The organism is Alishewanella sp. SMS8, from assembly GCF_030737935.1.
Lineage (GTDB): Bacteria > Pseudomonadota > Gammaproteobacteria > Enterobacterales > Alteromonadaceae > Alishewanella > Alishewanella maricola.
In genome coordinates this window covers 337,858-359,225 of record NZ_JAPJEA010000001.1, presented here as the reverse complement: position 1 = coordinate 359,225, position 21,368 = coordinate 337,858, and the positions used below count along the sequence as shown (strand labels likewise).

At 45.4% G+C, this 21,368-nt stretch carries 17 protein-coding genes; 9 read left to right on the top strand and 8 right to left on the bottom strand.

The features are described 5' to 3' along the window. Positions 1–25 precede the first annotated feature (25 nt). The 4 genes from ORJ01_RS01615 (at position 26) to ORJ01_RS01600 (ending at position 4,010) form a co-directional block, all read left to right on the top strand. Positions 26–1,156, top strand: a complete 1,131-nt coding sequence (locus ORJ01_RS01615; RefSeq protein ID WP_306176739.1) for an ATP-NAD kinase family protein — start codon at positions 26–28, stop codon at positions 1,154–1,156. Further along, entirely contained in the window at positions 1,146–1,463 is a 318-nt protein-coding gene (locus tag ORJ01_RS01610; protein WP_226750863.1) for a YfcL family protein, read from the top strand. The genes ORJ01_RS01615 and ORJ01_RS01610 overlap by 11 nt, the downstream gene beginning before the upstream one ends. A gap of 66 nt (positions 1,464–1,529) precedes the next feature. Further along, positions 1,530–2,144 (top strand): FKBP-type peptidyl-prolyl cis-trans isomerase, encoded by a 615-nt coding sequence (locus tag ORJ01_RS01605; protein WP_226750864.1) that lies wholly within the window; start codon positions 1,530–1,532, stop codon positions 2,142–2,144. A gap of 171 nt (positions 2,145–2,315) precedes the next feature. After that, positions 2,316–4,010, top strand: coding sequence for a methyl-accepting chemotaxis protein (locus tag ORJ01_RS01600; RefSeq protein WP_306176738.1), 1,695 nt, complete (start codon positions 2,316–2,318; stop codon positions 4,008–4,010). Positions 4,011–4,024: 14 nt separating this feature from the next. Here the strand turns inward: ORJ01_RS01600 and dsbB are convergent, their stop codons facing one another. Further along, positions 4,025–4,561, bottom strand: coding sequence for a disulfide bond formation protein DsbB (gene dsbB / locus ORJ01_RS01595; RefSeq protein ID WP_306176737.1), 537 nt, complete (start codon positions 4,559–4,561; stop codon positions 4,025–4,027). Between the two features lie 171 nt (positions 4,562–4,732). On the opposite strand from dsbB, the gene fadR reads away from it, so the two are divergent. Beyond that, a complete protein-coding gene (gene fadR, locus ORJ01_RS01590; protein WP_229585155.1) occupies positions 4,733–5,446 on the top strand; it encodes a fatty acid metabolism transcriptional regulator FadR in 714 nt (237 codons plus the stop codon). 141 nt (positions 5,447–5,587) lie between these two features. Beyond that, on the top strand, positions 5,588–7,831 hold the full coding sequence (locus tag ORJ01_RS01585; RefSeq protein ID WP_226750868.1) for an aminotransferase class V-fold PLP-dependent enzyme: 2,244 nt from the start codon (positions 5,588–5,590) through the stop codon (positions 7,829–7,831). Positions 7,832–7,891: 60 nt separating this feature from the next. Here the strand turns inward: ORJ01_RS01585 and ORJ01_RS01580 are convergent, their stop codons facing one another. Together ORJ01_RS01580 and ORJ01_RS01575 are read right to left on the bottom strand one after the other, a co-directional pair. Next, positions 7,892–8,572, bottom strand: coding sequence for a ChrR family anti-sigma-E factor (locus ORJ01_RS01580; protein WP_306176736.1), 681 nt, complete (start codon positions 8,570–8,572; stop codon positions 7,892–7,894). Then, on the bottom strand, positions 8,556–9,146 hold the full coding sequence (locus tag ORJ01_RS01575) for a sigma-70 family RNA polymerase sigma factor (RefSeq protein WP_226750870.1): 591 nt from the start codon (positions 9,144–9,146) through the stop codon (positions 8,556–8,558). Before ORJ01_RS01575 ends, ORJ01_RS01580 begins: the two co-directional genes overlap by 17 nt. 252 nt (positions 9,147–9,398) lie before the next feature. Here ORJ01_RS01575 and ORJ01_RS01570 point away from each other — a divergent pair, with 252 nt between their 5' ends. Both ORJ01_RS01570 and ORJ01_RS01565 read left to right on the top strand, forming a co-directional pair. Further along, positions 9,399–10,007 (top strand): FMN-dependent NADH-azoreductase, encoded by a 609-nt coding sequence (locus ORJ01_RS01570; protein WP_226750871.1) that lies wholly within the window; start codon positions 9,399–9,401, stop codon positions 10,005–10,007. Between the two features lie 145 nt (positions 10,008–10,152). Next, positions 10,153–12,621 carry a prolyl oligopeptidase family serine peptidase gene (locus tag ORJ01_RS01565; RefSeq protein WP_306176735.1) on the top strand — a complete coding sequence of 823 codons (2,469 nt, stop codon included), beginning with the start codon at positions 10,153–10,155 and terminating at the stop codon, positions 12,619–12,621. A 238-nt stretch (positions 12,622–12,859) separates the two neighbouring features. Here ORJ01_RS01565 and ORJ01_RS01560 read toward each other — a convergent pair whose 3' ends face one another. Further along, on the bottom strand, positions 12,860–13,537 hold the full coding sequence (locus ORJ01_RS01560) for an RluA family pseudouridine synthase (protein WP_371930715.1): 678 nt from the start codon (positions 13,535–13,537) through the stop codon (positions 12,860–12,862). Between the two features lie 110 nt (positions 13,538–13,647). On the opposite strand from ORJ01_RS01560, the gene ORJ01_RS01555 reads away from it, so the two are divergent. After that, positions 13,648–14,319 carry an RluA family pseudouridine synthase gene (locus ORJ01_RS01555; RefSeq protein WP_306176733.1) on the top strand — a complete coding sequence of 224 codons (672 nt, stop codon included), beginning with the start codon at positions 13,648–13,650 and terminating at the stop codon, positions 14,317–14,319. Here the strand turns inward: ORJ01_RS01555 and ORJ01_RS01550 are convergent. The 4 genes from ORJ01_RS01550 to ORJ01_RS01535 all read right to left on the bottom strand — a co-directional run bounded on the left by ORJ01_RS01550 (position 14,276) and on the right by ORJ01_RS01535 (position 20,696). Then, positions 14,276–15,769, bottom strand: coding sequence for a PAS domain-containing protein (locus ORJ01_RS01550; RefSeq protein ID WP_306176732.1), 1,494 nt, complete (start codon positions 15,767–15,769; stop codon positions 14,276–14,278). The two genes, ORJ01_RS01555 and ORJ01_RS01550, sit on opposite strands and share 44 nt — an antisense overlap. A gap of 63 nt (positions 15,770–15,832) precedes the next feature. After that, positions 15,833–16,243: a hypothetical protein gene (locus ORJ01_RS01545; protein ID WP_306176731.1), complete on the bottom strand. Its 411-nt coding sequence runs from the start codon at positions 16,241–16,243 to the stop codon at positions 15,833–15,835. A 162-nt stretch (positions 16,244–16,405) separates the two neighbouring features. After that, positions 16,406–17,416: a two-component system response regulator gene (locus ORJ01_RS01540; protein WP_306176730.1), complete on the bottom strand. Its 1,011-nt coding sequence runs from the start codon at positions 17,414–17,416 to the stop codon at positions 16,406–16,408. Further along, positions 17,409–20,696 carry an MHYT domain-containing protein gene (locus tag ORJ01_RS01535; RefSeq protein ID WP_306176729.1) on the bottom strand — a complete coding sequence of 1,096 codons (3,288 nt, stop codon included), beginning with the start codon at positions 20,694–20,696 and terminating at the stop codon, positions 17,409–17,411. The genes ORJ01_RS01540 and ORJ01_RS01535 overlap by 8 nt, the downstream gene beginning before the upstream one ends. Positions 20,697–21,368: the final 672 nt, after the last annotated feature.

The window sequence follows — 21,368 nt, the reverse complement described above, 5'->3', positions numbered from 1 at the left end:
CAGCGAGCTATAGGTAGCAGTAGTTATGGCGAAACGATTTCGATTAGGCTTAATTATTAACCCATTAGCCGGCTTGGGCGGTAGCGTGGGGTTAAAAGGCAGCGATCAACTGGCCGAGCAAGCCTTGGCGCTTGGCGCTACGCCGATGGCGGGTGAGCGGGCTCGTGTGTGTTTAGAGCAGTTATTACCACTGCAACAGCAAGTTGAAATTCTCACGGTTGCCGCCGACATGGGCGAAGCTTTGGCAGCCGAGTTAGGTTTTCAGTATCAGGTGTGTTACACCCCAACACAACATCCTACACAAGCGCTGGATACGGAACACGCTGCCGAGCTGATTGCAGCGGCGGGCGTTGATTTACTGTTATTCGCAGGTGGCGATGGCACCGCGCGCAATGTCTGCAGTGTGGTCGCGGATCGCACCACGGTGCTAGGCATTCCTGCTGGTTGTAAAATTCATTCTGGCGTGTATGCCATATCACCGCTGGCCGCAGGGAAGTTACTGAGCAAGTTAGTCGCGGGTGAATTAGTTAGCCAGCAAGAAGCGGCGGTGATGGATATTGATGAAGTGGCTTTTCGCCAAGGCGTGGTAAAAGCACGGCGTTATGGCGAAATGCGTATTCCGGCTGAATTACGTTATGTCCAAAGCGTGAAAATGGCGGGCAAAGAATCCGCTGAGCTGGTGTTGGATGATTTAGCAGCTTATGTGGCCAGCCAATTAGAAGATAACGTGCGTTATGTGATGGGCTCTGGTTCAACCGTGGCCGCGGTGATGGCGGAGCTAGGCTTAGAGAACACGCTGCTAGGGGTAGATGTAGTTGAAAATGGCCAACTATTAGCGCAGGACGTGACCGCCAGTGAACTGCTTGATTGGGTAAAAGATTATCCCAGTAAGTTAGTTATCACTTTGATAGGCGGACAAGGCCATGTGTTTGGTCGAGGTAATCAGCAGCTATCCCCAGCGGTGATCCGTGCCGTGGGCCGTGACAACATTCTCTTACTAGCCACCAAAACGAAGTTACAACAATTAGATGGGCGGCCGTTGTTAGCCGATACCGGCGATGTCGCATTGGATCGTGAGCTACAAGGCTTGATCAGTGTGTTAACCGGTTACAACGATTATGTTATTTACCGTCTAGGATATGAGGATGAGCATTAAGATGCAGCAACAAGAACATACAGAGCAGTTTATTGAGCAGGCCGCAGCCTATTTTGATCAGTTAGTGCCCATTGCGACCGATGATGAGTTATTTGCTGCTGGTTACTTACGCGGCCATGTTGATTTAGTGGTGGGTACCTTGCAGGTTACTGAGCAACCTTTTCACGTCAGCGATATTGTGGCGCAAGTGGAGCAGAGTTTGGCGCAAGCCATTGCAGGCGGTGAACTGACTGAGCAAGATCAGCAGCAAGTTCGTGCGGTTTGGCAACAGTTACAATCGTCTTGCGAGACAAGTTCTTCTAATTAGCGTAAGATAAGTGCAATTTTAACTCTGATGGTGCTTAGCGCCATCCGTCAAGGATAAGTGGAACGCATGTCAAAATTTACCACCTTAGAGCAACACGCAAGTTACGGTATTGGTTTACAGATGGGTCAGCAGCTTGCTGATCGTCCATTTGATGGCTTAGATATTACTGCCGTGGCCGCAGGTTTAGCCGCAGCATACAATGAAGAAGCGCCAGAAGTGACCGAAGATCAAATTCGTGCTGCTTTTACGGTTATCAGTGAGCGTATGCAAACGGTTGAACAAGAAAAAGCAGCGGCTTTAGCCGAAGCGGGCGAAGTATTTTTAACCGAAAACGCTAAGCGTGCAGAAGTCACTACCACCGCTTCAGGTTTACAATATGAAGTTTTAGTTGCCGCCGAAGGTGAAAAACCGACTGCTGCTTCTACCGTGCGTACGCACTATCACGGTACTTTAATTGACGGCACGGTCTTTGACAGCTCTTATCAGCGTGGCGAGCCTGCTGAGTTCCCTGTATCAGGCGTGATTGCTGGCTGGACTGAAGCGTTACAAATGATGGCAGTAGGTTCAAAATTACGTTTATATGTGCCACATAACCTCGCTTACGGCGAACGTGGTGCCGGTAATGCTATCGCTCCATTTAGCACGCTAATTTTTGATGTTGAGCTGTTAGCTATCGTTTAAACACGCGCTGTGTTGATGGTTAAAAAGCGCCGACTTTGTTCGGCGCTTTTTTTATGCTGAGTAATAACGCGTTAAGCGTTAATCTTACGTTTTTCATGCCTTTATTACAGCAGTATGGCAAAACTAGGTTTATACTGAGTGTTGAATTTAGCCGTTAACATGGAGTAACTGATGGCCAACCTTACCATCCAAACCCGAATTTTATTGTTAGCTCTGATCCCCAGTACCTTGCTTGCGGTGTTGTTAGTAAGCTTTAGTTTGTTGCAGGCTAAATCCTTGGGGCAACAAGGGGTTGATAGTTTTGAAGAGATGTTTCAGCAAAGTCAGCAAGCCTTAATTAAAAACTATATGCAATTAGCGAAAAGCTCAATTGCTCACTTATACAACGCGCCTGATGCGGCCACTAACCCAGCTGTAAAAGCAGAAGCTATCGAAATTTTAAGGCAATTGCGTTTTGATGATAGCGGCAGTATGGGCTATTTCTTTATTTATGATCAGCAAGGTGTCAATGTGATGCATGCGGCTAATGAAGCCTTACAAGGCCGTAACCTGATGGATCTCAAGGACCCAAATGGTGTAGAGGTGATCCGCGGCTTATGGAATGCGGCACGAAGTGGTGACGGCTATTTATACTATCATTGGAATAATACCCAGACTAACCTAACTGAGCCCAAATTGGGATACGCTGAAGAGTTAAGTAAATGGGGTTTGATGCTTGGAACGGGTTTTTGGATTGACAGTTTAGATAAGCAAGTGGCGTTAATGCAGCAAAAAGTGGATCAGTCACTTAGTACCAGCTTTTGGAGCTCTCTGGGTACCGCCATCGCCTCGTTAATCGTGATTATGTTGTTGGCGCTGGTAGTTGTGCGCAGCATTATAACGCCATTAAAATCAGTTGTTTCGGCAATGACCGCAATAGCTCAAGGTGGCGGTGATTTACGCCATCGTTTAACCGTGAGTGGTAATGATGAATTAGCACAGTTGTCAGAAGCCTTTAACCGCTTTGCTAGTCAGGTACGAGATTTGGTTGCAAGGGTTGCCGGTTCAACTTCAACTTTAAACAGCAGTGCTGGTGAATTAAACGCCATTATGCGCCAAGCTACTCAGGGCGTGAGTCGTCAGCAATCCGAAAGCGATCAAGTGGCTACCGCGATGAATGAAATGGCGGCATCTTCACAAGAGGTGGCCGACAGTGCGATGCAAGCATCATCCGCCGCAGCGAATGCAGAAGATCTGGTCAGTAACTCTAAACACACACTGGAGAAAACCGTACAAGTAATTGATGGTTTAGCCTTGCAAGTAAATGATGGCGTATCGGTGATTGCAGATTTAAGTAAAGAGTCTGATCGGATTGGCGGGGTGTTAGATGTGATCCGCAGTATTGCTGAGCAAACGAATTTGTTAGCGTTAAATGCCGCGATTGAAGCGGCCCGTGCCGGTGAAGCAGGGCGGGGTTTTGCCGTAGTCGCAGATGAAGTGCGCACGCTGGCCAGCCGTACGCAAAAAAGTACTCAAGAAATTCAGCAAATGATTTCACGCTTACACTCGGGTATCAAAGGCGCGATTGAACTGATTAGTCAGTTAAAGCAAAGCAGTCAGAGCAGCGTGGAAGAAATCCGCCAAGTAGAATTGGCATTAAATCAAATTAGTACCGCGGTAAATACCATTAATAACATGAACGCACAAATTGCCACTGCAGCAGAAGAACAAACCCATGTTTCTGGCGCCATAAACGAAAATGTGCATCAAATTGTTATCGTTATCGAAGAAACGGCTGACGGTACAAAACGTGCCACACACACCAGCGAACAACTGACGGAACTTGCGACAGAGCTAGATCGATTAGTTAGCAATTATCGAGTGTAAACAGATTTAGTGGGTTAATCACGGTAAGGGTTTTTGTTGAGCCGGCTAAATTGGCTGGCCAACACCACTACTGAAACCACACTGTAACTGAACATGATGATCCGGCTCCATTGCGCCATGCTCAGCGAAGCAAACTGCCAACTTACCCCACCACAAGTACCGGTGACTTCAAAAACCGCGGGAAACCAACGATCTAAAGCTAACCAACTGGGAAAATCGGCAAACAGGGCGCAAGTGGTAAAACCGCCGCTGGCTAATGTTTGCTCTATCGCTACCAATTCTTGCGCTTGCCAGAAACCATAAAGCGCAGCGCCAAGCCAAGCTAAGTTAGCCACGAAACGGCCTAAGGGATGTCTAGGCGCAAAAGCACCTATTAAACCGGCTACCAGAATACCGAGAAAGGCTGCGCGAATATAAATACACTTAATACAAGGTTGAAAATTAAGCACATACTGAAAATATAAGCCGGAAGCTTCAAATAATAACGCAGTGAAAGCCAGTAAAAGCCAAGGCCAACGTTTGAGAGAAAGGGATTTAAGCGCTTGAAACATGCTGCTGCCTGCAAAATTAAGCAAATATAGTTTAACAATTTAAGGTATTTCAACAGAATACACAATGAAGTCTGTCTTACTGCAGCGAATTTTGCCGTGTGTCTTGTTAACTGCCATCGCTCTGGTACAATCAGTCGATAATTTTAAGACTAATGAGACGGATTAATCCGCATGACCAACCTAATTAAAGCACAAAGTCCTGCTGGCTTTGCTGAAGAGTATATTGTTGATTCAATCTGGAATGGCAAATTTGCCCCAGGTTCTATTTTACCCGCTGAACGTGAGCTTTCAGAATTGATTGGTGTAACCCGCACCACCTTGCGTGAAGTGTTACAACGTTTAGCGCGCGATGGTTGGTTAACCATTCAACATGGCAAACCCACTAAAGTGAATAATTTTTGGGAAACCTCAGGTTTAAATATTTTAGAAACGCTGGCGCGGCTTGATGAAGAGCATATGCCAGACTTAGTAGATGAACTGCTTTCTGCCCGGACTAATATCAGCGCTATCTATATTCGTGGCGCTATTAAGACACATCAGCAGCAGGTGATTGATTATTTAAGTAATGCTGAAACCTTAGACGATACCGCGGAAGCCTTTGCTGAGTTTGATTACAACCTCAACCATGAATTAGCGCTGCATTCTTCTAACCGTATATATGTGTTGATCTTAAATGGTTTTCGCGGCTTGTATAACAAAATTGCCCGTTTTTATTTTTCACAACCGGCAGCCCGTGCGCTCGCCCGCAGCTATTATGAACAGTTAAAGCAGATGGCTCAGGCCGGTAAGCATAACGACGTGATCATGGTTGTGCGTAAATACGGTATTGAAAGTGGCAAAATTTGGTTAGAGATGCGCCCCCAGATCCCAAATGATCTGATCTAAGATGCTGTAGTGTATTGAAAAAGCCGCTATTGTTATCAATAGCGGCTTTTTTTATTTAATGCTGTGCCAAGAAAATCAAATGATATAACATATAACCTTTAGTTATAAGTTGGTTTTCGCCACGTTTTTGGAGTTTCTTCGATGTCAGCACCCTCTCACCGTTGTCGCACTTTGGCCGAAGTGTATTTAGATAATAATGCGACTACACCGGTGTTGCCAGCAGTTGCCGCTGCCGTGATGCAAACAATGCAGCAAGACTTTGGCAATCCAAGCAGCAGTCATAGTACCGGTATTAAAGCGAAGGTTGCCTTGGAGCATACCCGCAGTTTGGCGCGGCAATTATTGGGTGCTGCCACAGGCGAGATTATTTTCACTTCGGGGGCAACAGAGGGCATTCAAACGTCGGTGATTTCCGCGTTGCAAGCGCTACGTGCTCGCGGCTTATGTGGGCCTGAAACCTTATTATTATATGGCGCGACCGAGCATAAAGCCGTTCCGGAAAGTTTAAAATACTGGAACAAGCTTTTACAGATTAATGCGACGGTACAGGCTATTCCTGTACTAAACAGTGGGCTAATTGACACTGATGCGTTACGTCAATTATTACCCCGTGCTGCTATGGTTTGCACTATGGCGGCTAATAACGAAACGGGGGTAAAACAAGATTTAGTGGCGTTAGAAAAACTGATCCGTGAAGTCAAACCGGATGCGTATTGGTTGGTTGACTGCGTACAGGCTCTGGGCAAAATGTCTTTAGATTTTGCGAAGATCAGTATCGATTATGCGCCGTTCAGTGGCCATAAGTTGTATGGTCCTAAGGGTATTGGTTTTCTGTATGTTCGCCCAGGTGCGCCTTATCAGCCATTAATTGCTGGTGGTGGTCAAGAGGGCGGTTTACGCTCGGGTACAGAAAACTTACCGGGTATTGCCGCTTTAAGTACCATCTTTAGTCAATTACTGAACCCTGAATCAAGTGTATTCTGCGCGGATGCGGTGCTATGGCATTATAGACAGCAACTGCTAGCTGCGCTTCGTCAGGTTTTCCCGGCCTTGGTGTTAAATAGCGCTGAGCCACACATTCTTGCTACAACCTTAAATTTTGCTGTGCCAGGTTTCTTTGCCAAAGATATTTTGGATCTGTTTGATGCGGCAGGTATTCGCGTAAGCTCTGGGTCTGCCTGCAGTTCGAAAGTAACCGGTAGCTTTGTATTAGATGCCATGGGGCTGGAACGCTGGCGCAGTGAAGGCGCTATTCGTTTATCTTTTGGCCCCGCGATGACAGCAGAAGAATGTGACGAAGCGTGCAAGCGTATTGTCAGTTTAGCACCAGTAGTGCGTCAACACTGTTTAGTGTTAACGGATGCGGATCCGCTGAATATGAGCGTGGCGGCCGGTTTATCACAATTTAAATATGATGCTAATTGCAGTTATTTACTAAGTTGTGAGCATAGTCGCCAAGCTATTATTATTGATCCTGTTATGCCGTTAGCTGAGCGTTTCGTGAATATTATTCAAGGGCAGGGTTTAACATTAGTTGCCGTGTTGGATACGCATTTGCATCAACAAGCCAACCCTGCGTCAAAACTATTACGACAATTATTGGTCGATGCAAAGGACCAGGATGTAACAGGTTGGCCACTGGCACATGATACGCTGCAAGTGGGTGTGTATCAATTAAGCCGTATTGCCACCCCAGGCCATAGTCCGCAGGCTTATAGTGTGTTGTTAAAACAAGCTGATAGCATCACTGCTGCCTTTATTGGCGATATTTTACTGCCAGCTGGTATTGGTCGCACCGATCTCGACGGTGGTAGTGCCATGGCTTTACAGCAGAGTTTGCAGCTTTTGCAAGCAACAGTTTCTGAACAAACGCTATTATTTTCAAGCCATGATTACGCACAGCGCTTTGTTACCACTTTTGCTTTAGCCAAACAAGAAACCCCTTTATTACAACACATTTTAGCTGGTGCTGAGCAGGAGCAATGGCAACAACGATTGAACGAGCAAAGTGCGATTTTGCAACAAGCCAGCACGCATTTGTGTGGTTTGGTTGAAGTATCTCATCAGGACGCGATTGCGTTAGTACAGCCCAATGATTTAGAGCAGTTATTAAGCACGCAACAGATCACTGTGCTGGATGTGCGTGAGCCCTATGAACAGAGCGCAGGGGCGGTAGATACTTACTTACCGGTGACGGCTGAAGTGTTGCAGATCCCTTTGTCGCGGCTTTGCAATGCCATGCTGCAGCAGCAATTAAAGCTAGACCAGCCTTTGTTGTTGATTTGTCGAACCGGCAATCGAAGTTTATTGGCTGCGCGAGTGCTTCGGCGTTTAGGCTTTAAGCAACTGTGGAATTTACAGGGTGGTGTGGCTTTATTAAGCTAAAAAAAGCGCCGGCAAAGCCGGCGCAAGAGTGCTACATCAGAAGTACATGTTTAAACGAGTTCAGTAAAAAAATTGTTGTAACGGGTTCAATAAACGCACTAGGCCCTTGTTGAACTTTAATGGCGCGCTTAGTACCGACAAACATAAACAATCTTCGTCAGCCCGAGTGTGTGGAGTGTGCGTATCATCAGGGGAATTAATTAATAAGTCACCCGCGCCGTATTCACCACTTTCGTCATAAATACGCCCGCTTAATACCAATGTCATTTCCATACCTAAATGGCTATGATTTGGCACTTCAGTACCTTTATCAATGTATAGCAAAGATACATGGGTTTTTTCACCAGCAGGCAACTTGGCAGTGGCAATACCACCTAATTGTAACCATTTGCTTTGTTGCGACACTAAACGGCTTAATGCACGCGGTATACGAAACTCGCGACCATTAACATTTACTGTTACTGACTCTTGCTGCTTCGGCGCATGTGAACCAGTGTTAGGTTGCTGAGACGTAATGAAATCAAGCATCTGTGCGAAATCATCAGCATTGTTATTCATTTCTGGGGATAACTTGGCTAATTGACTGCCGTGATCGTTGTGTAAATCTTGGCACAGGTGCTGACAGTGCGGACACAAATCAATATGTGTGGCAACTGCCAAGGCAACTTCGGCAGAAAGCGTACCTTCTACATACTGTTCCATCAGCATCATTCCGGGATGAAATTTAACTGCGTGTGTCATCTAATGCCTCTCTCAAACGATCTAGCGCCAACCTGATCCGTGACTTTACTGTGCCAAGCGGAATACCTAACTCATCGGATACTTCTTGATGAGACTTCTCTTCTAAATAAACTTTTTGCATTACCATTCGCTGTGCTGGGGGTAAAGCATCGAAATGAGGAGCAAGCTTTTCGCTCATTAGCATGGTTTCCCATTGCTCAGATGTGCTGCCCTCTTGCTCTGGATAATCTCCGTCAGCCCATAAGTCATCTGCGCTGATGTCATCTTTGCGGCTTTGCTTTTTACGCAACATATCAAAACGAACGTTACGCGCGATGGTAAAAATCCAAGTAGATGCGCAACCACGACTTGCGTCGAACAAATTGGCTTTTTTCCAAACATTAAGCATGGTGTCTTGAACCATCTCTAAAGCTTGCTGTTCGTTACCGAACATCTTCATACCAAAAGCTTTTAAGCGTGGTGCAAAGTAACTAAATAGCTCAGCGTATGCTGCTTTGTCAGCATTCACAGCGACAAAAGTTAAAGCATCTTCCCATTGCCCAGTGCGGATATTGGGTTCTGCACTAATAGTCATACGGTCGGGCATCCTCGTTTTAGCTCTCGAGTTGTCATGATGCCCTGATAGCACGGTAGATTCCAACATATTCGTTATTTCCCGGCGATTAAGTGCGTTTTTATGAAACGTGCCATTTATACGCAGCGTAATAGGAACTGGTTTTAAATATAATTAAAATAAAAAATAGAACGTTAAATCCGAAATTATCCGTTTTTAATTCTAAAAAGTTGCATGTAACATCAGTTGAATCTTTTTAAACGGAGAATGTTGATGAAAAATATTTTAGTGATAAACAGCTCGATCAGTGGCTCTGCCGGTAAATCTGTAGAATTAGTGCAACACTTTTTAGCACAGTTGCCGCAAGCGCAGCACAAAGTAACAGAAATTGATTTAAATGCGACGCCACTTACGCATCTGACCATGCCTGAGATGGGAAGTTGGATGACGGCTGCAGCAGAGCGTAATGCCGAGCAGCAACAACTCGCAGCAATTTCTGATGATTTAGTGGCTAAGGTTAAAGCGGCTGACGTTTTAGTATTGGGTGTGCCCATGTACAACTTTGCGATACCCAGCCAATTAAAAGCGCTGTTAGATCGTTTAGCGCGCGTAGGGTTGACCTTCAAATACACTGAGCAAGGCCCAGTCGGTTTGTTAAACGACAAGCCCGTGGTTTTCGCACTGACTCGAGGTGGAGTATATGCAAATGGTCCAGCTGACAGTCAGGTACCTTTCTTAAAAACCTTTTTTAATTTCTTAGGGCTAACGCAATTGCACTTTGTTTACGCCGAGGGCTTAAATATGGGGCCTGACAGTGCGGAACAAGCCATGAGTAAGGCAAAAACGCAACTTAGCGCAATCGGCAAGCAGTTATTCGCTTAATGTTTGTTAGCTGCAACACAAACCGGCCTGAGGCCGGTTTTTTGCTTTTTAGCGTATTGGCTTTGCATTCAGGCGCAATCGGTTGCGTTCTGTTTACAAGCTTTGTATAACAGCAAGGTCTTAGGCAGAAATGAAGAATAACTCTATGAAAAAATTTCACTGCGCCATACTGGCTTTAAGTGTCAGCTCGTTATTGTGTTTTAGTTCGGTTGTGGCTGCAAAAGGTGAGCCTCGTACTTGGTCAACCGACACCATCAGCGTTGTGCAACAAAATCAAGTTGATCCGTCCATTCGATTGACGATGGAACAAATTATGGCGGATCCGGATTGGTTGGGTCGTCAACCAGAAAGCGCCTTTTGGGCACCAGATAGCAGCACGGTGTTTTATCAACGCAAACGCGAGCAAAGCGAATTGCGCGATTGGTTTCGTCGTCCGGTGCAAGGCGCAGGCAATGGTGAGCAAGTTAAACTCGCTGATTGGCATCAAATGGGCGCAGAGCAATTAGTTTTTAACGCTGATCGCAGCAAAATGGCTTACATCTTTGAAGGCAACCTATTTGTCATTGTTGACGGGAAATTGCAGCAACTTACCCGCAGTAATAGCAGTCAGAGCAGACCACAATTTTTGCTAGATGGTCGTTTAGCCTATCAACAAGGCTGGGATTTTTTTGCTTATGACTTTAATAACGGTAGCCACAGCGAAATTGCCAGTTTAAAAACTGAAGATGCCCCCACCGCACCTGCACCGGCAAAGGGCTATTTGGGTCAAGAGCAAGCGAAGCTGATCCGATATATTGCGCTACAACAACAAAATCAAACCGAGCGTTATCAAGCAGCACAGCAGTTACGCACTGAAAATAATAGCATGGCTCCGGCCGCGATTTATTTGGGTAAAGGGCAACAAATTGTAGATGCCAGCTTATCGCCCAAGGGTGATTTTTTGATGCTTGCAACGCGTAAATCGAGTGCGCGCAATGACAAAGATATTATGCCGAATTATATTACGGCTAACGGTGATATTGCCGCGCAGCAGGTGCGTGCACGTGTGAATGATTTTTCTCCAGAGCCGCAAAAATTGCTGTTAGTTGATTTACAACAAAACAGCATGCAGGAACTCAGTTATAGCCGTTTGCCAGGTTATAACGAAGATGTGCTGGCAGAAGTGAAAACAGAAAATGCCAAGGCTCAGGGTAAAAAGTATCAATCAGAAAAAGTGATCCGTGATATTGGTTTAATGACAGATTGGTATTGGAGCCAAAGTGCTATGCGTTGGCACAATAACGGTCAGCAAGTGGCGGTCATGTTAAAAGCCTTTGACAATAAAGACCGTTGGATTGCCACTGTCGACCTGGCGAAAAAGCAGTTAGTACCTCAGCATCGTTTGCATGATAAAGCTTGGGTTAATTACGCTTTTAATGATTTTGGTTGGTTAAACAACAGTGAAACCTTGTTCTTCTTATCGGAAGAAAGTGGTTATGCCCACCTTTACAGCAAAGCATTAACTGCGAAAAAAGCAACAAAATTAACCTCAGGCACATTTGAAGTGACCGGCCCGGTGTTAACGCATGACGATCAGTACATCTATTTCACCGCCAACAAGAGCCATCCCGGGATCTACAATGTATATCGCCAAGTGCTGGGCACTAACCAGACTGAACAGGTGACCAATTTACTGGGCAGTACCGAGTTTACTTTATCGCCAGATGAACAGCAGTTGTTGCTACGCCACTCAACCAACCTAATGCCACCTGAGCTGTTTGTAGCAGAGGCGAAGGCAGGTACAACGGTTCGTCAGTTAACGGATACGGTTTCTACAGCGTTTAGAAAATTGCCTCTTGTTGCACCTCAGGTTGTGGCTGTGCCTTCAAGCCATGGCTCACACCCGGTATTTAGCAAATTGTATTTACCGGCTGATTATCAGCAAGGTGAGGCCCGTCGTGCTGTCGTGTTTAACCATGGCGCCGGTTATCTGCAGAACAGTGATCTAGGTTGGTCTGGCTATTTCCGTGAATTCTTGTTTCATAACTTGTTAGTTCAGCAAGGTTATGTAGTGCTTGATATGGATTACCGAGCATCAAAAGGTTACGGCCGTGATTGGCGCACTGCGATATATCGGCAGATGGGAACTCCTGAAATTGAAGATTTAGTTGATGGTGTGGACTATTTAGTTAAAAACGCCAATGTCGACCGCAAGCGTGTGGGTACTTATGGCGGTTCATACGGTGGTTTTATGACTTTTATGGCGTTGTTTAAAGAGCCTGAGTTATTTCAAGCAGGGGCAGCGCTGCGTCCAGTAAGTGATTGGGCTTATTACAACCATCCTTATACCTCTAATATTTTAAATACGCCGGCAATCGATCCTATTGCCTATGAGCGCAGTTCGCCCATTTATTTCACCCAAGGTTTGAAAAAGCCACTGCTGATCAATGCCCCCATGGTTGACGACAACGTGTTTTTTCAAGATGTGGTGCGTTTGGTGCAGCGCTTAATTGAGCACGAAATTGTCGATTTCGAAACAGCGATTTACCCCGTTGAAGCGCATGGCTTTCGTCAACCAAGCAGCTGGTTAGACGAATACCGTCGTATCCACAAACTGTTCGAAGAAAATCTCTAAACCGCTCATTCCACACAATAAGGGCCTCACTCAGGCCCGACCACACTTTGACACTGGTACGACCGCACTCCGGTACAGGTCGTACCACACTCTGACACTGGTATGACCGCACTCCGGTACAGGTTGTACCAGACTCTGACATTGGTATGACCGCACTCCGGTACTGGTTGTACCTTACTCTGAGTCAGGCATGACCATACTCAGAGACGTTTTGAGGGGATGTTGTGACGGAAAGCGGTTAGCGCAGGCGTTGGCCGTTGGCAGTGACGAAATCGCTATCGGCATTAAAGGTAAGTGTTTGTTGGCTGTAGGGTTGTTGCAGTGTTAGTGTGGCGGCATGGAGCAGTAAGCGCGGTGCAGCTTGTTGCCACTCGATAGGGGCATAAAAAGCATCGCCTAAGATCGGATGCCCTAATGCTGCCATATGAACGCGTAATTGATGTGAACGGCCGGTAACGGGCCTTAATTCAACTAAGGCCGAGTTAGCGTATTGCTCTAAAACGTTAAAATGCGTTTCTGCTACTTTGCCTGCGGTATCAACTTGTTGTTTGGGTGGGTTAGCAGGATCGGCCGCTAAAGGCAGAGTAATGCAACCTGCCGTTTCGGTCAGTTGCCCGGCAACTATGGCAAGATAGCGTTTTTTTACCAAACGTTCGGCAAATTGCCGTTTTAATTCTCGCTCGGCTTTGCGCCTTAAAGCAAAAGCCACCACACCGGATGTACTGAGATCTAATCGATGAACTAATTGCGCTAGTGGGTAGAGCGCACAAACTCGGCTAAGCAAACAATCTGCTAAGTCAGGTCCTTTGCCGGGGTTGGTTAGTAGGCCACTGGGTTTATTAACCACTAACAAATCTTTATCTTCGTATATGATTTCTAGTGCAGTTTGCGGAGGGTTATACCGCAGCGGAGCAATCATCATGCTGTTCCTGTGTCAGTGTTTTTGCGCAGCTTAACGGATTTATGGCTGCTGGCTAGGTTTTTTTACGGCATAATGCCTGAGTTTTTTAGTATTTGAGCGCAAGTATGTCTGTTGAACCGCAATCGTTAGCCATATTACCGGCAACCCAAGACACTTACCGCATTATTTATCAAGATGATGTGCTGCTGGTAGTGGATAAACCGAGCCATCTCCTCACTGTGCCTGGTCGACATCCGGCGAATCATGACTGTTTAATTAGTCGGGTACAGCAGGATTTTCCAACTGCGCAGGTGGTGCATCGTTTGGATTATGATACCTCAGGCTTGGTCATTTTACCTTTGAACAAAGCGACACTGTCGGCCATTAGTAAGCAATTTCAGGCTCGAACCATAGAAAAGGATTATTTGGCTGTGGTTGCAGGGGACTTACAAGAGAGTGGCGAGATTAACTTGCCGATAGCAGCGGATGCTGACAATCGTCCGCTATATAAAATTTGTGCGCAAAGCGGTAAACCAGCTTTGACACATTTCACGCGCTTGGCTGATCCTGCTTTAATCGACAGCTCCCGGGTTTTGTTAAAGCCGGTGACCGGTCGCTCGCACCAATTGCGTTTGCATTTGCTCAGTATTGGCCATGCCATCTTAGGAGATACCTTATATGGCACAAAAGCGATTGCAAAAAGAGCGCCGCGTTTGCTGTTACATGCTTACCAAATTCGTTTTCAACATCCGATTAATGGTGAGTCGGTGCAACTGACAGCGGCCCCGCCTTTTTAGCAAGAGTTGATCGTAACTGGATAAGCACGCTAACCCCATGGCTGGCAGGATAAATACTGATTAAACTTGGCTCGGTGTGTGAGAGCAGGGTGAACCACAGCTGACTATTTTGTTTTTCAGCAAAGGCACGTTGGATCGCGCTGATCAGCGGGCTGAAATCGACTTCTGATTGATAGAATACTTCAGTCATGTGTTTACCCGGTGATAAGGCTCTATTACCGGCTATCCATTCCAGGGCTTGCTGGTTGATATAGCTAAAGTGAAAATGGGCATCTAGCATAAATAAACCATCGGTCACACTTTCTAAAATTTGATAAAGCGAGCGTTTAAGCTCTTCAGTTTGTAGCCACAGGTTTTTTTGTTTACTGATATCCATGGCTGAACCAAACCAGTAACTTAACTGCCCCGGGGCCTGATAAATGGGCACGGCATGCATTAAGTGCCAGCTATAGTTCCCATCCGCACCTAATAACCGAAATTCAATTTTGTATGATGTTTCATGCTGTAAAGCCTGTTGCCAGGCTGACATGGTTGCCAGTTGGTCTTCAGGATGGATGATGTTAAGCCAGTCGGCGACAATACGTTCGGCGCTCCAACCACAAAACACTGCAAAACTTTGTGAAACAAAGTTGATTAAGCCATCCGCATCGGCTATCCATACCTTAACGGGCAAGGTATCGGCTAGATATTTAAACTGCTGAATTTGCTCACCGAGCGTATCGTTTGGCGATAATAATGGCTGAAGGTTTTGTAATAATCCTCGCACAATGTCACGATTATCTGGATCCGGATAAGCAACCAGTTTGATCCGTTGCAGTGGTAAGCTTTGGCTGGCTAATTGCAATTCAAGCTTAATCATTTTACCTTCAAATAAACAGGCTTGAACTCGATTTGTTAATTCAGTTTGTGAGGCATCATCAAAACAGGCATAAAACTGCTCAATGGTTAGCTCAAGCTTGTTAAGTTTGAATAACTGGCTACTGGCTTTATCTAACATCACCATTTTACGGTAGTCATTTAAGTGCCAATGACTTAAACCGGCCACTTCTTGAGCTAAATTTAACTCTAGTCGGGCTCGTTTTTCTTGTTGCAGTTGAGTTTGCTGTAATTTTAGCTGGGTGATGATTTTAAAACTTAGCCACCAGAGGATGACAATAACCAAGCAGGCTAAACCGCGATTGGCCAAAACATAGGCTTCAGAGAAATTATCTGGCGCTGGCGGAGCAATGAAATAACCTATCCAGATAGCCATGATACTTAAACTGGCGGTCAGGTTCAGTAAGCGATAACGGTAGGTGAAACCCGCCAGTAAGATTAACGGCGAATATAGCATGCCGTGAGCAAAACCAAGTTGGGTTACACTATCGGCTAATAAAATGACAAAAATAGTTAAAATGAAGCAGGGGAGCACAAAGCGAGAAGACTGAAAAAAAGCCAAGTTTTTGTGCATGAGGTTCCTTTTCTATGCTCAATGGTGTTCTCGCAGCTTTGCCAGACCACAAGGTGTGACCTATTAAATCACTGTATTAATAAGGCTACCGCTTTTTTCGCCAGAGGAGCCATTGACTAAATTATTGATCTCGATTGTTAAGGCATTAGCTTTGTTATCAGGCTCTGCCGTAGAGTTTTGGGTAAATTGTCGGTTGATGCTTTGCTGAAAACGCACACTGTTTTGCTGGCTGCTTTGACTCAGTTGTTCTGCCGCATTTAAATTTTGCTGTAAGGTGTTCGCTTCATTTTTGGCAACGTTAGCCTCGGTATCTAAACGTTTTGCGGCTGCCTCGGCTTGTCGGGCTTCACGCCTTTTCGCCGCAGCCTGGGTTTCTAAAGCACGCGCCTGCTGCTCAGCGAGTTCGGCCTGTCGAACCGTCTGTTGGCGTAATAGCGTGTTAACTGGAAAATTACCCGTGCTTAAGGAACTCATTGTAGCTGCTCCATCTGTTTGGCCCAGCTTTAACTATGCCTAGCTAAACTATAGTGCATTTTCTGTAAGATGCAAATAGCATTAAAACAGTGAATGTTAAAAAAAATCAAATAAAACAAATCATTGCGGTGCTTTTCTATTTTTTCTTTTTCTCGTTTTTCTCTATTGGTTTAGTCTATCTGCCCATTTAGCTTTAATGGCCAACAGCTTCGGTAAATTGTCGATCAATAAAGGCACCAGTTGGGGATCAAAATGCTTTCCTGATTGGCTGGTTATAAACGCTAAAGCCGCGTCTACTGTCCATGCTTGCTTGTAAGGACGTTCACTGGTAAGCGCATCAAAAACGTCAGCAAGCGCAACGATCCTTGCGGCGATAGGGATCTCAGCGCCTGCTAAGCCATCGGGATAACCACTACCATCCCATTTTTCATGGTGCCAACGTGCCACCTGAGACGCTGTTGCCATCAGGCTTGAATCACACTCGCCGAGAATATCAGCACCAATACAGGTATGTTGGCGCATAATGACCATTTCGTCTTCAGTCAGCTTACCCGGTTTCAATAAAATATGATCGGGCGTACCAATCTTACCGATGTCATGCATTGGCGCGGCATGTAACAGCTCTTCTGCCCATTCAGTCGAGTAACCGGCCGCTAATGCCAAAATTTGCGCATAATGACTCATGCGTTTTACATGCAGGCCGGTTTCATTATCTTTATATTCAGCGGCGCGGCCTAGTCGCTCAACAACTTGTAAGCGAGTACGTTTTAATTCGTCTACTTTAACCAATGACAAGTGGGTTTTAACCCTCGCGCGCACAATAGCCGGGCTAACAGGTTTAGTTATGTAATCAACGGCACCTAATTCAAGGCCATTGCTCTCGTCTATTTCATCCTTTAATGCGGTAACAAAGATCACCGGAATGTCGGCGAGATCCGATCTTGCTTTTAAGTTAGCACACAACTCAAAACCGGTAATATCAGGCATCATCACATCTAACAAAATAAGATCGGGTTTATCGTGTTGTAATAACTCAAAGGCTTGCTGAGCACTGGTGGCAAACATCAGTTTATAGCTATCTTGCAAAATCTGCTTTAACACGCGTAAGTTCAGCGGTTCATCATCGACAATCAAAATACGGCTGAAGGCTGGGGCTGAATGTTCGTTAAGCATGTTGCTGTTCCAAAGCACTTAGCAGTGCAGTCAAGGTTGTTTTAGCCTGATCAAATTTAAAATTTTCTACCAGCAAAAGCAGTTCATTTATTTCATCGCTATAGGATGTGTTTTGATAGGCTTTAATTTTGGATAATAAACGGTCGTTATAATCGTGTTGCTGTAACTGTTCCGCCAGTTCCTTCAACAAAAGGGGTAACTCGCTAAGATCAAGCTTTGTTCCTGGGGTATTAGCTTTGTTACTATACTGCTCGATCGCCAGCATAGTTTGCTTGGCCACTTCAAAAATGTGCTGCATAACGTCGGTTAATTCACTAAGCTGCTGCTGTCTTAGCGTTTGTTCCAGAGTTGAAAATACGTTAGCTAAAGGTTTTAATGACAAATTCCCAGCTAATCCTTTGCCATTGTGGGCTTGCTGCTGCAATAGCGGATAATTGCCCGTTTGCATCGCTTGTTGTAACTGATCCAGTAAAACCGTCAGTGGCTTTGTTGCAAAACGTTTAAGCTCACTACAATAACGTTCTTTACTTCCCCATAAGGCAATGCCGTGATGCGGATCGAATAGCTGATCTTCATCTGTGGCTGGCAAAGGTGGGATAACGGAATCTTGGGGCTCAAGCTTTAACACACGGGCTATTTCAGCAAATAGTTGATCTGGTTCAATCGGTTTTGAACTGAAACCATCCATGCCGGCTTGCTGTGCAGCGAGTTTATCTTCGGTTAAGGCGCTGGCCGTTAGGGCAATAATGGGTACCCGTGGTAACTGTTGCTTTTGTTCGCGTTGTCGTTGCTGTTGTGCCGCGGTAAGTCCATCCATCACGGGCATTTGTATATCCATCAACACAACATCAGGCCTTTGTTCGGCTAATAGCGTTAACGCTTCAGCACCATTGCATGCGGTAAATACCTTATGATGCTGGCGTGCTAACAGTGTGCTGAGTAAATCTAAATTTTGCGTAATGTCATCGACAACTAAAATAGACAATGGCGGTAATACCAACGCGTTGCTTGTTTGCGCTATAGGTTTGCCTGGTTGCAACGGAATACTGATGTTAAACGTTGAGCCTTGGCCAACTTGGCTTTGAACGTGGATCTGCCCCCCCATTAATTCGACCAGTTGTTTACTGATGGTGGTTCCAAGGCCTGTTCCCCCAAAACGACGACTCATGCTGGCATCGGCTTGAGTAAAGGGTTCGAAAATAGCCTGTAGCCGTGTCGAGTCCATGCCAATCCCCGTATCGATAACCTGAAATAGCAGGCCATTTGTCGAGGTGTGGATTTTTAAATGTACAGAGCCTTGCTCGGTAAATTTAATCGCGTTGCCCACAATATTAAGTAAAACCTGACGGATGCGATCGGCAGCACCATAGTAAAATGTGGCCACATTGGGATCGATTTGCAGCAGTAATTGCACGTTTTTTTGTTTAGCACTCATCCAAAGCGTAGAGATAACCTGATCAGCTAACTGGGTTAAGTTAAAATCCAGCTGCTCTAACTCCATTTTTCCACGCTCTAGTTTCGCACTGTCCAATATATCGTTTAGTAAACTGAGTAATGCTTTAGCCGATTGGTGTGTGGTTGTCAGATAACGCTGCGCATCGGGGGTATCTGGTGTTTCCAATAGTAAACCGCTAAAGCCAATAATGGCATTTAAGGGTGTCCGAATTTCATGGCTCATATTAGCTAAAAAGGTACTTTTTACTTCTGCGGCCTGCTCGGCTTGTAATTTAGCAAAGCGAAGCTGCTCTTCCATTTGCCGCCGCTCGGTAATATCCATGATAAAACCGTCACGGATTAAGCCTTGATGTTGCGGTAAGCTATCTGCATGCTCTAGCATCCAGCGTATGCTGCCATCGGCGTGCACAATGCGATATTCTAAAACAAAATCCTGACTAAAATCGGTGGCCTTAACCCTAGCTTTATCCTCTGCTGCGATGATCGAAAACCAAGAACGTTTGGCTTGTGGTGGCATAAAGTCTTCAGCAGGATAGCCGCTAATCAGCTCGACCCGTTCGCTGATATACTCTATTTGCCAGCTCTGCTGCCGAGTTGCCCGATAGGCTGCGCCCGGGATATTTTGAATTAACGAGCGTAATTTTTGTTCGCTTTGTTGCAGTGATTCCTCAAATGCTAATTTTGCAGAAATATCACTTAAACAAGCCACATACAGCAACTGATTTTCAAGTTGGGTTATGCTTAAGGCGAGTCTAGCGGTAATTTTGCTGCCATCTGCTTTAATGATGGGGATAGCTCGCTCTGTTCCCTGCAAGTTAAACGCTTGTGTTAATTCATTTGTGTTTAACTTTTGCTGGTACATCTCAGCATCTTTTGGCGTAAGAAACATCTTAAAATGTTTGCCTAATAAGGCTGTGGTGCCAAACAAGACGGGCGCTGCTTGATTGTACTCGACAATGACGCCGCGACTGTCCAGGGTGACGATGGCATCTAATACGGTATTCATAATGGCGCCAAGCCGTTTTGCATAATTATCGCTCGAGCTTTTAGCTGCGTAAAAGTTGAGTAGTACTTGTAGCAATAACACCAATAAGGTAACAACCAAGGTGACTGAGGTCACGATCAACGCCATAGAACCACTATTGGCGGTATTCTCAGCGGCAGTAAAGCCTGGCGGTGCCACAAAACGGGCTGCTAACATGCCCATGTAATGCATTGCGCTAATCGCTAAGCCCATCACTGTGCCGCTTAACAAATTCAGCTGCCAACGTGGTAACTTTAGTTGTAATCGGTTGATACCAAAGCGGATCCACAAGGCTAAAAAAGCCATAAATACGGCAATTAAAATAGAAAGGCTAAATAGCAGAGGATCGTAACGTAATTGCGGCGCCATACTCATCGCAGCCATGCCGGTATAATGCATGGCGCCAATACCGGCGCCCACCAGCACACCACCGATTAACAGTTTTGGTAAGGTCAACCGTTCTTGGATCAATAAATTCAGGGCAGTATACGAGGCTAACAAACTGGGCAATAAAGAGAAGAGGGTGAGATTGGTGGTGTAGTCGACTGGGGTACATAAGCTAAAAGCCAACATGCCAATAAAATGCATGGACCAAATGCCAATGCCAAGACTGATGGTGCCGGCTAATATGGCCAATTGGCGTTGCCATGGTAAGAAATGTTGTCGACTAATATCTACCGAAAATAATGCCGCCCAAGAGGACAATATAGCCACCAGAATAGACAGCAAAACGAACTCAAGCTGATAAGCACCCTCTAACAACACTGGCTGTGCAGGCAACTGGAACAACTCAAACAACATCGCAGTATTTCCTTCACGATAGACGTCAATATGTCTGTCATAATATACCAAGGCGCGAATTGCAACTAGCTTTTACTTTAGGTTGCTTGATGAGCAGTATGCATGTTGCTTGCTCAAGAAGAAGGTAAACGAGTTGGCAATAGCGTTTTTTCTAAGCCAAAATCTTGGTAAAACCTAGCCACATTACTGCAAAAGCAAACCATTCGATTTAGTTGATTACAGTGGTTAGCGCTACTCATGAGACAATTTTAGTTTAAAGAAATTGCCTGGTACGTGGCTATACGAAGCGATAGCAATGCGTTCAGCGTCGCAAGCGGCCGCTAAAATATTATCGACATGAACAAAGCTATTTTGACTGTACTAAGCCTTTGCAACTTCTGGAAAGCGATTCACTGACCACTTTGGCGATAATATTCATTATGAGATCGCCAGGCTTAGCGGCGCGGATCCCTGAACTTACTTTGCTTAGTTTCATGACTACCCTTGGATTTTGTTTTTTATATGGCGCTATGTATCGCACAACTCATATTGCTAGCTATTATACGTGAATGGAATCCAACCAATGAGTGAAAATTTGTCAATTACTTGGCATTACCAATCTCGACTTTTATGGCTTTATGTTATTACCAGTTTTAGCGTAACCTGCTATGCTTAAAATATAGCTTGGCCCGT

Coding starts and splice junctions, on each gene's coding strand:
- ORJ01_RS01555 (WP_306176733.1), top strand. CDS start 13,648: ATGTCTGTTGAACCGCAATCGTTAGCCATATTACCGGCAACCCAAGAC.
- ORJ01_RS01600 (WP_306176738.1), top strand. CDS start 2,316: ATGGCCAACCTTACCATCCAAACCCGAATTTTATTGTTAGCTCTGATC.
- ORJ01_RS01580 (WP_306176736.1), bottom strand. CDS start 8,572: ATGACACACGCAGTTAAATTTCATCCCGGAATGATGCTGATGGAACAG.
- dsbB (WP_306176737.1), bottom strand. CDS start 4,561: ATGTTTCAAGCGCTTAAATCCCTTTCTCTCAAACGTTGGCCTTGGCTT.
- ORJ01_RS01615 (WP_306176739.1), top strand. CDS start 26: ATGGCGAAACGATTTCGATTAGGCTTAATTATTAACCCATTAGCCGGC.
- ORJ01_RS01570 (WP_226750871.1), top strand. CDS start 9,399: ATGAAAAATATTTTAGTGATAAACAGCTCGATCAGTGGCTCTGCCGGT.
- ORJ01_RS01535 (WP_306176729.1), bottom strand. CDS start 20,696: ATGTTGTTTGAGTTGTTCCAGTTGCCTGCACAGCCAGTGTTGTTAGAG.
- fadR (WP_229585155.1), top strand. CDS start 4,733: ATGACCAACCTAATTAAAGCACAAAGTCCTGCTGGCTTTGCTGAAGAG.
- ORJ01_RS01540 (WP_306176730.1), bottom strand. CDS start 17,416: ATGCTTAACGAACATTCAGCCCCAGCCTTCAGCCGTATTTTGATTGTC.
- ORJ01_RS01550 (WP_306176732.1), bottom strand. CDS start 15,769: ATGCACAAAAACTTGGCTTTTTTTCAGTCTTCTCGCTTTGTGCTCCCC.
- ORJ01_RS01575 (WP_226750870.1), bottom strand. CDS start 9,146: ATGACTATTAGTGCAGAACCCAATATCCGCACTGGGCAATGGGAAGAT.
- ORJ01_RS01605 (WP_226750864.1), top strand. CDS start 1,530: ATGTCAAAATTTACCACCTTAGAGCAACACGCAAGTTACGGTATTGGT.
- ORJ01_RS01545 (WP_306176731.1), bottom strand. CDS start 16,243: ATGAGTTCCTTAAGCACGGGTAATTTTCCAGTTAACACGCTATTACGC.
- ORJ01_RS01585 (WP_226750868.1), top strand. CDS start 5,588: ATGTCAGCACCCTCTCACCGTTGTCGCACTTTGGCCGAAGTGTATTTA.
- ORJ01_RS01565 (WP_306176735.1), top strand. CDS start 10,153: ATGAAAAAATTTCACTGCGCCATACTGGCTTTAAGTGTCAGCTCGTTA.
- ORJ01_RS01610 (WP_226750863.1), top strand. CDS start 1,146: ATGAGCATTAAGATGCAGCAACAAGAACATACAGAGCAGTTTATTGAG.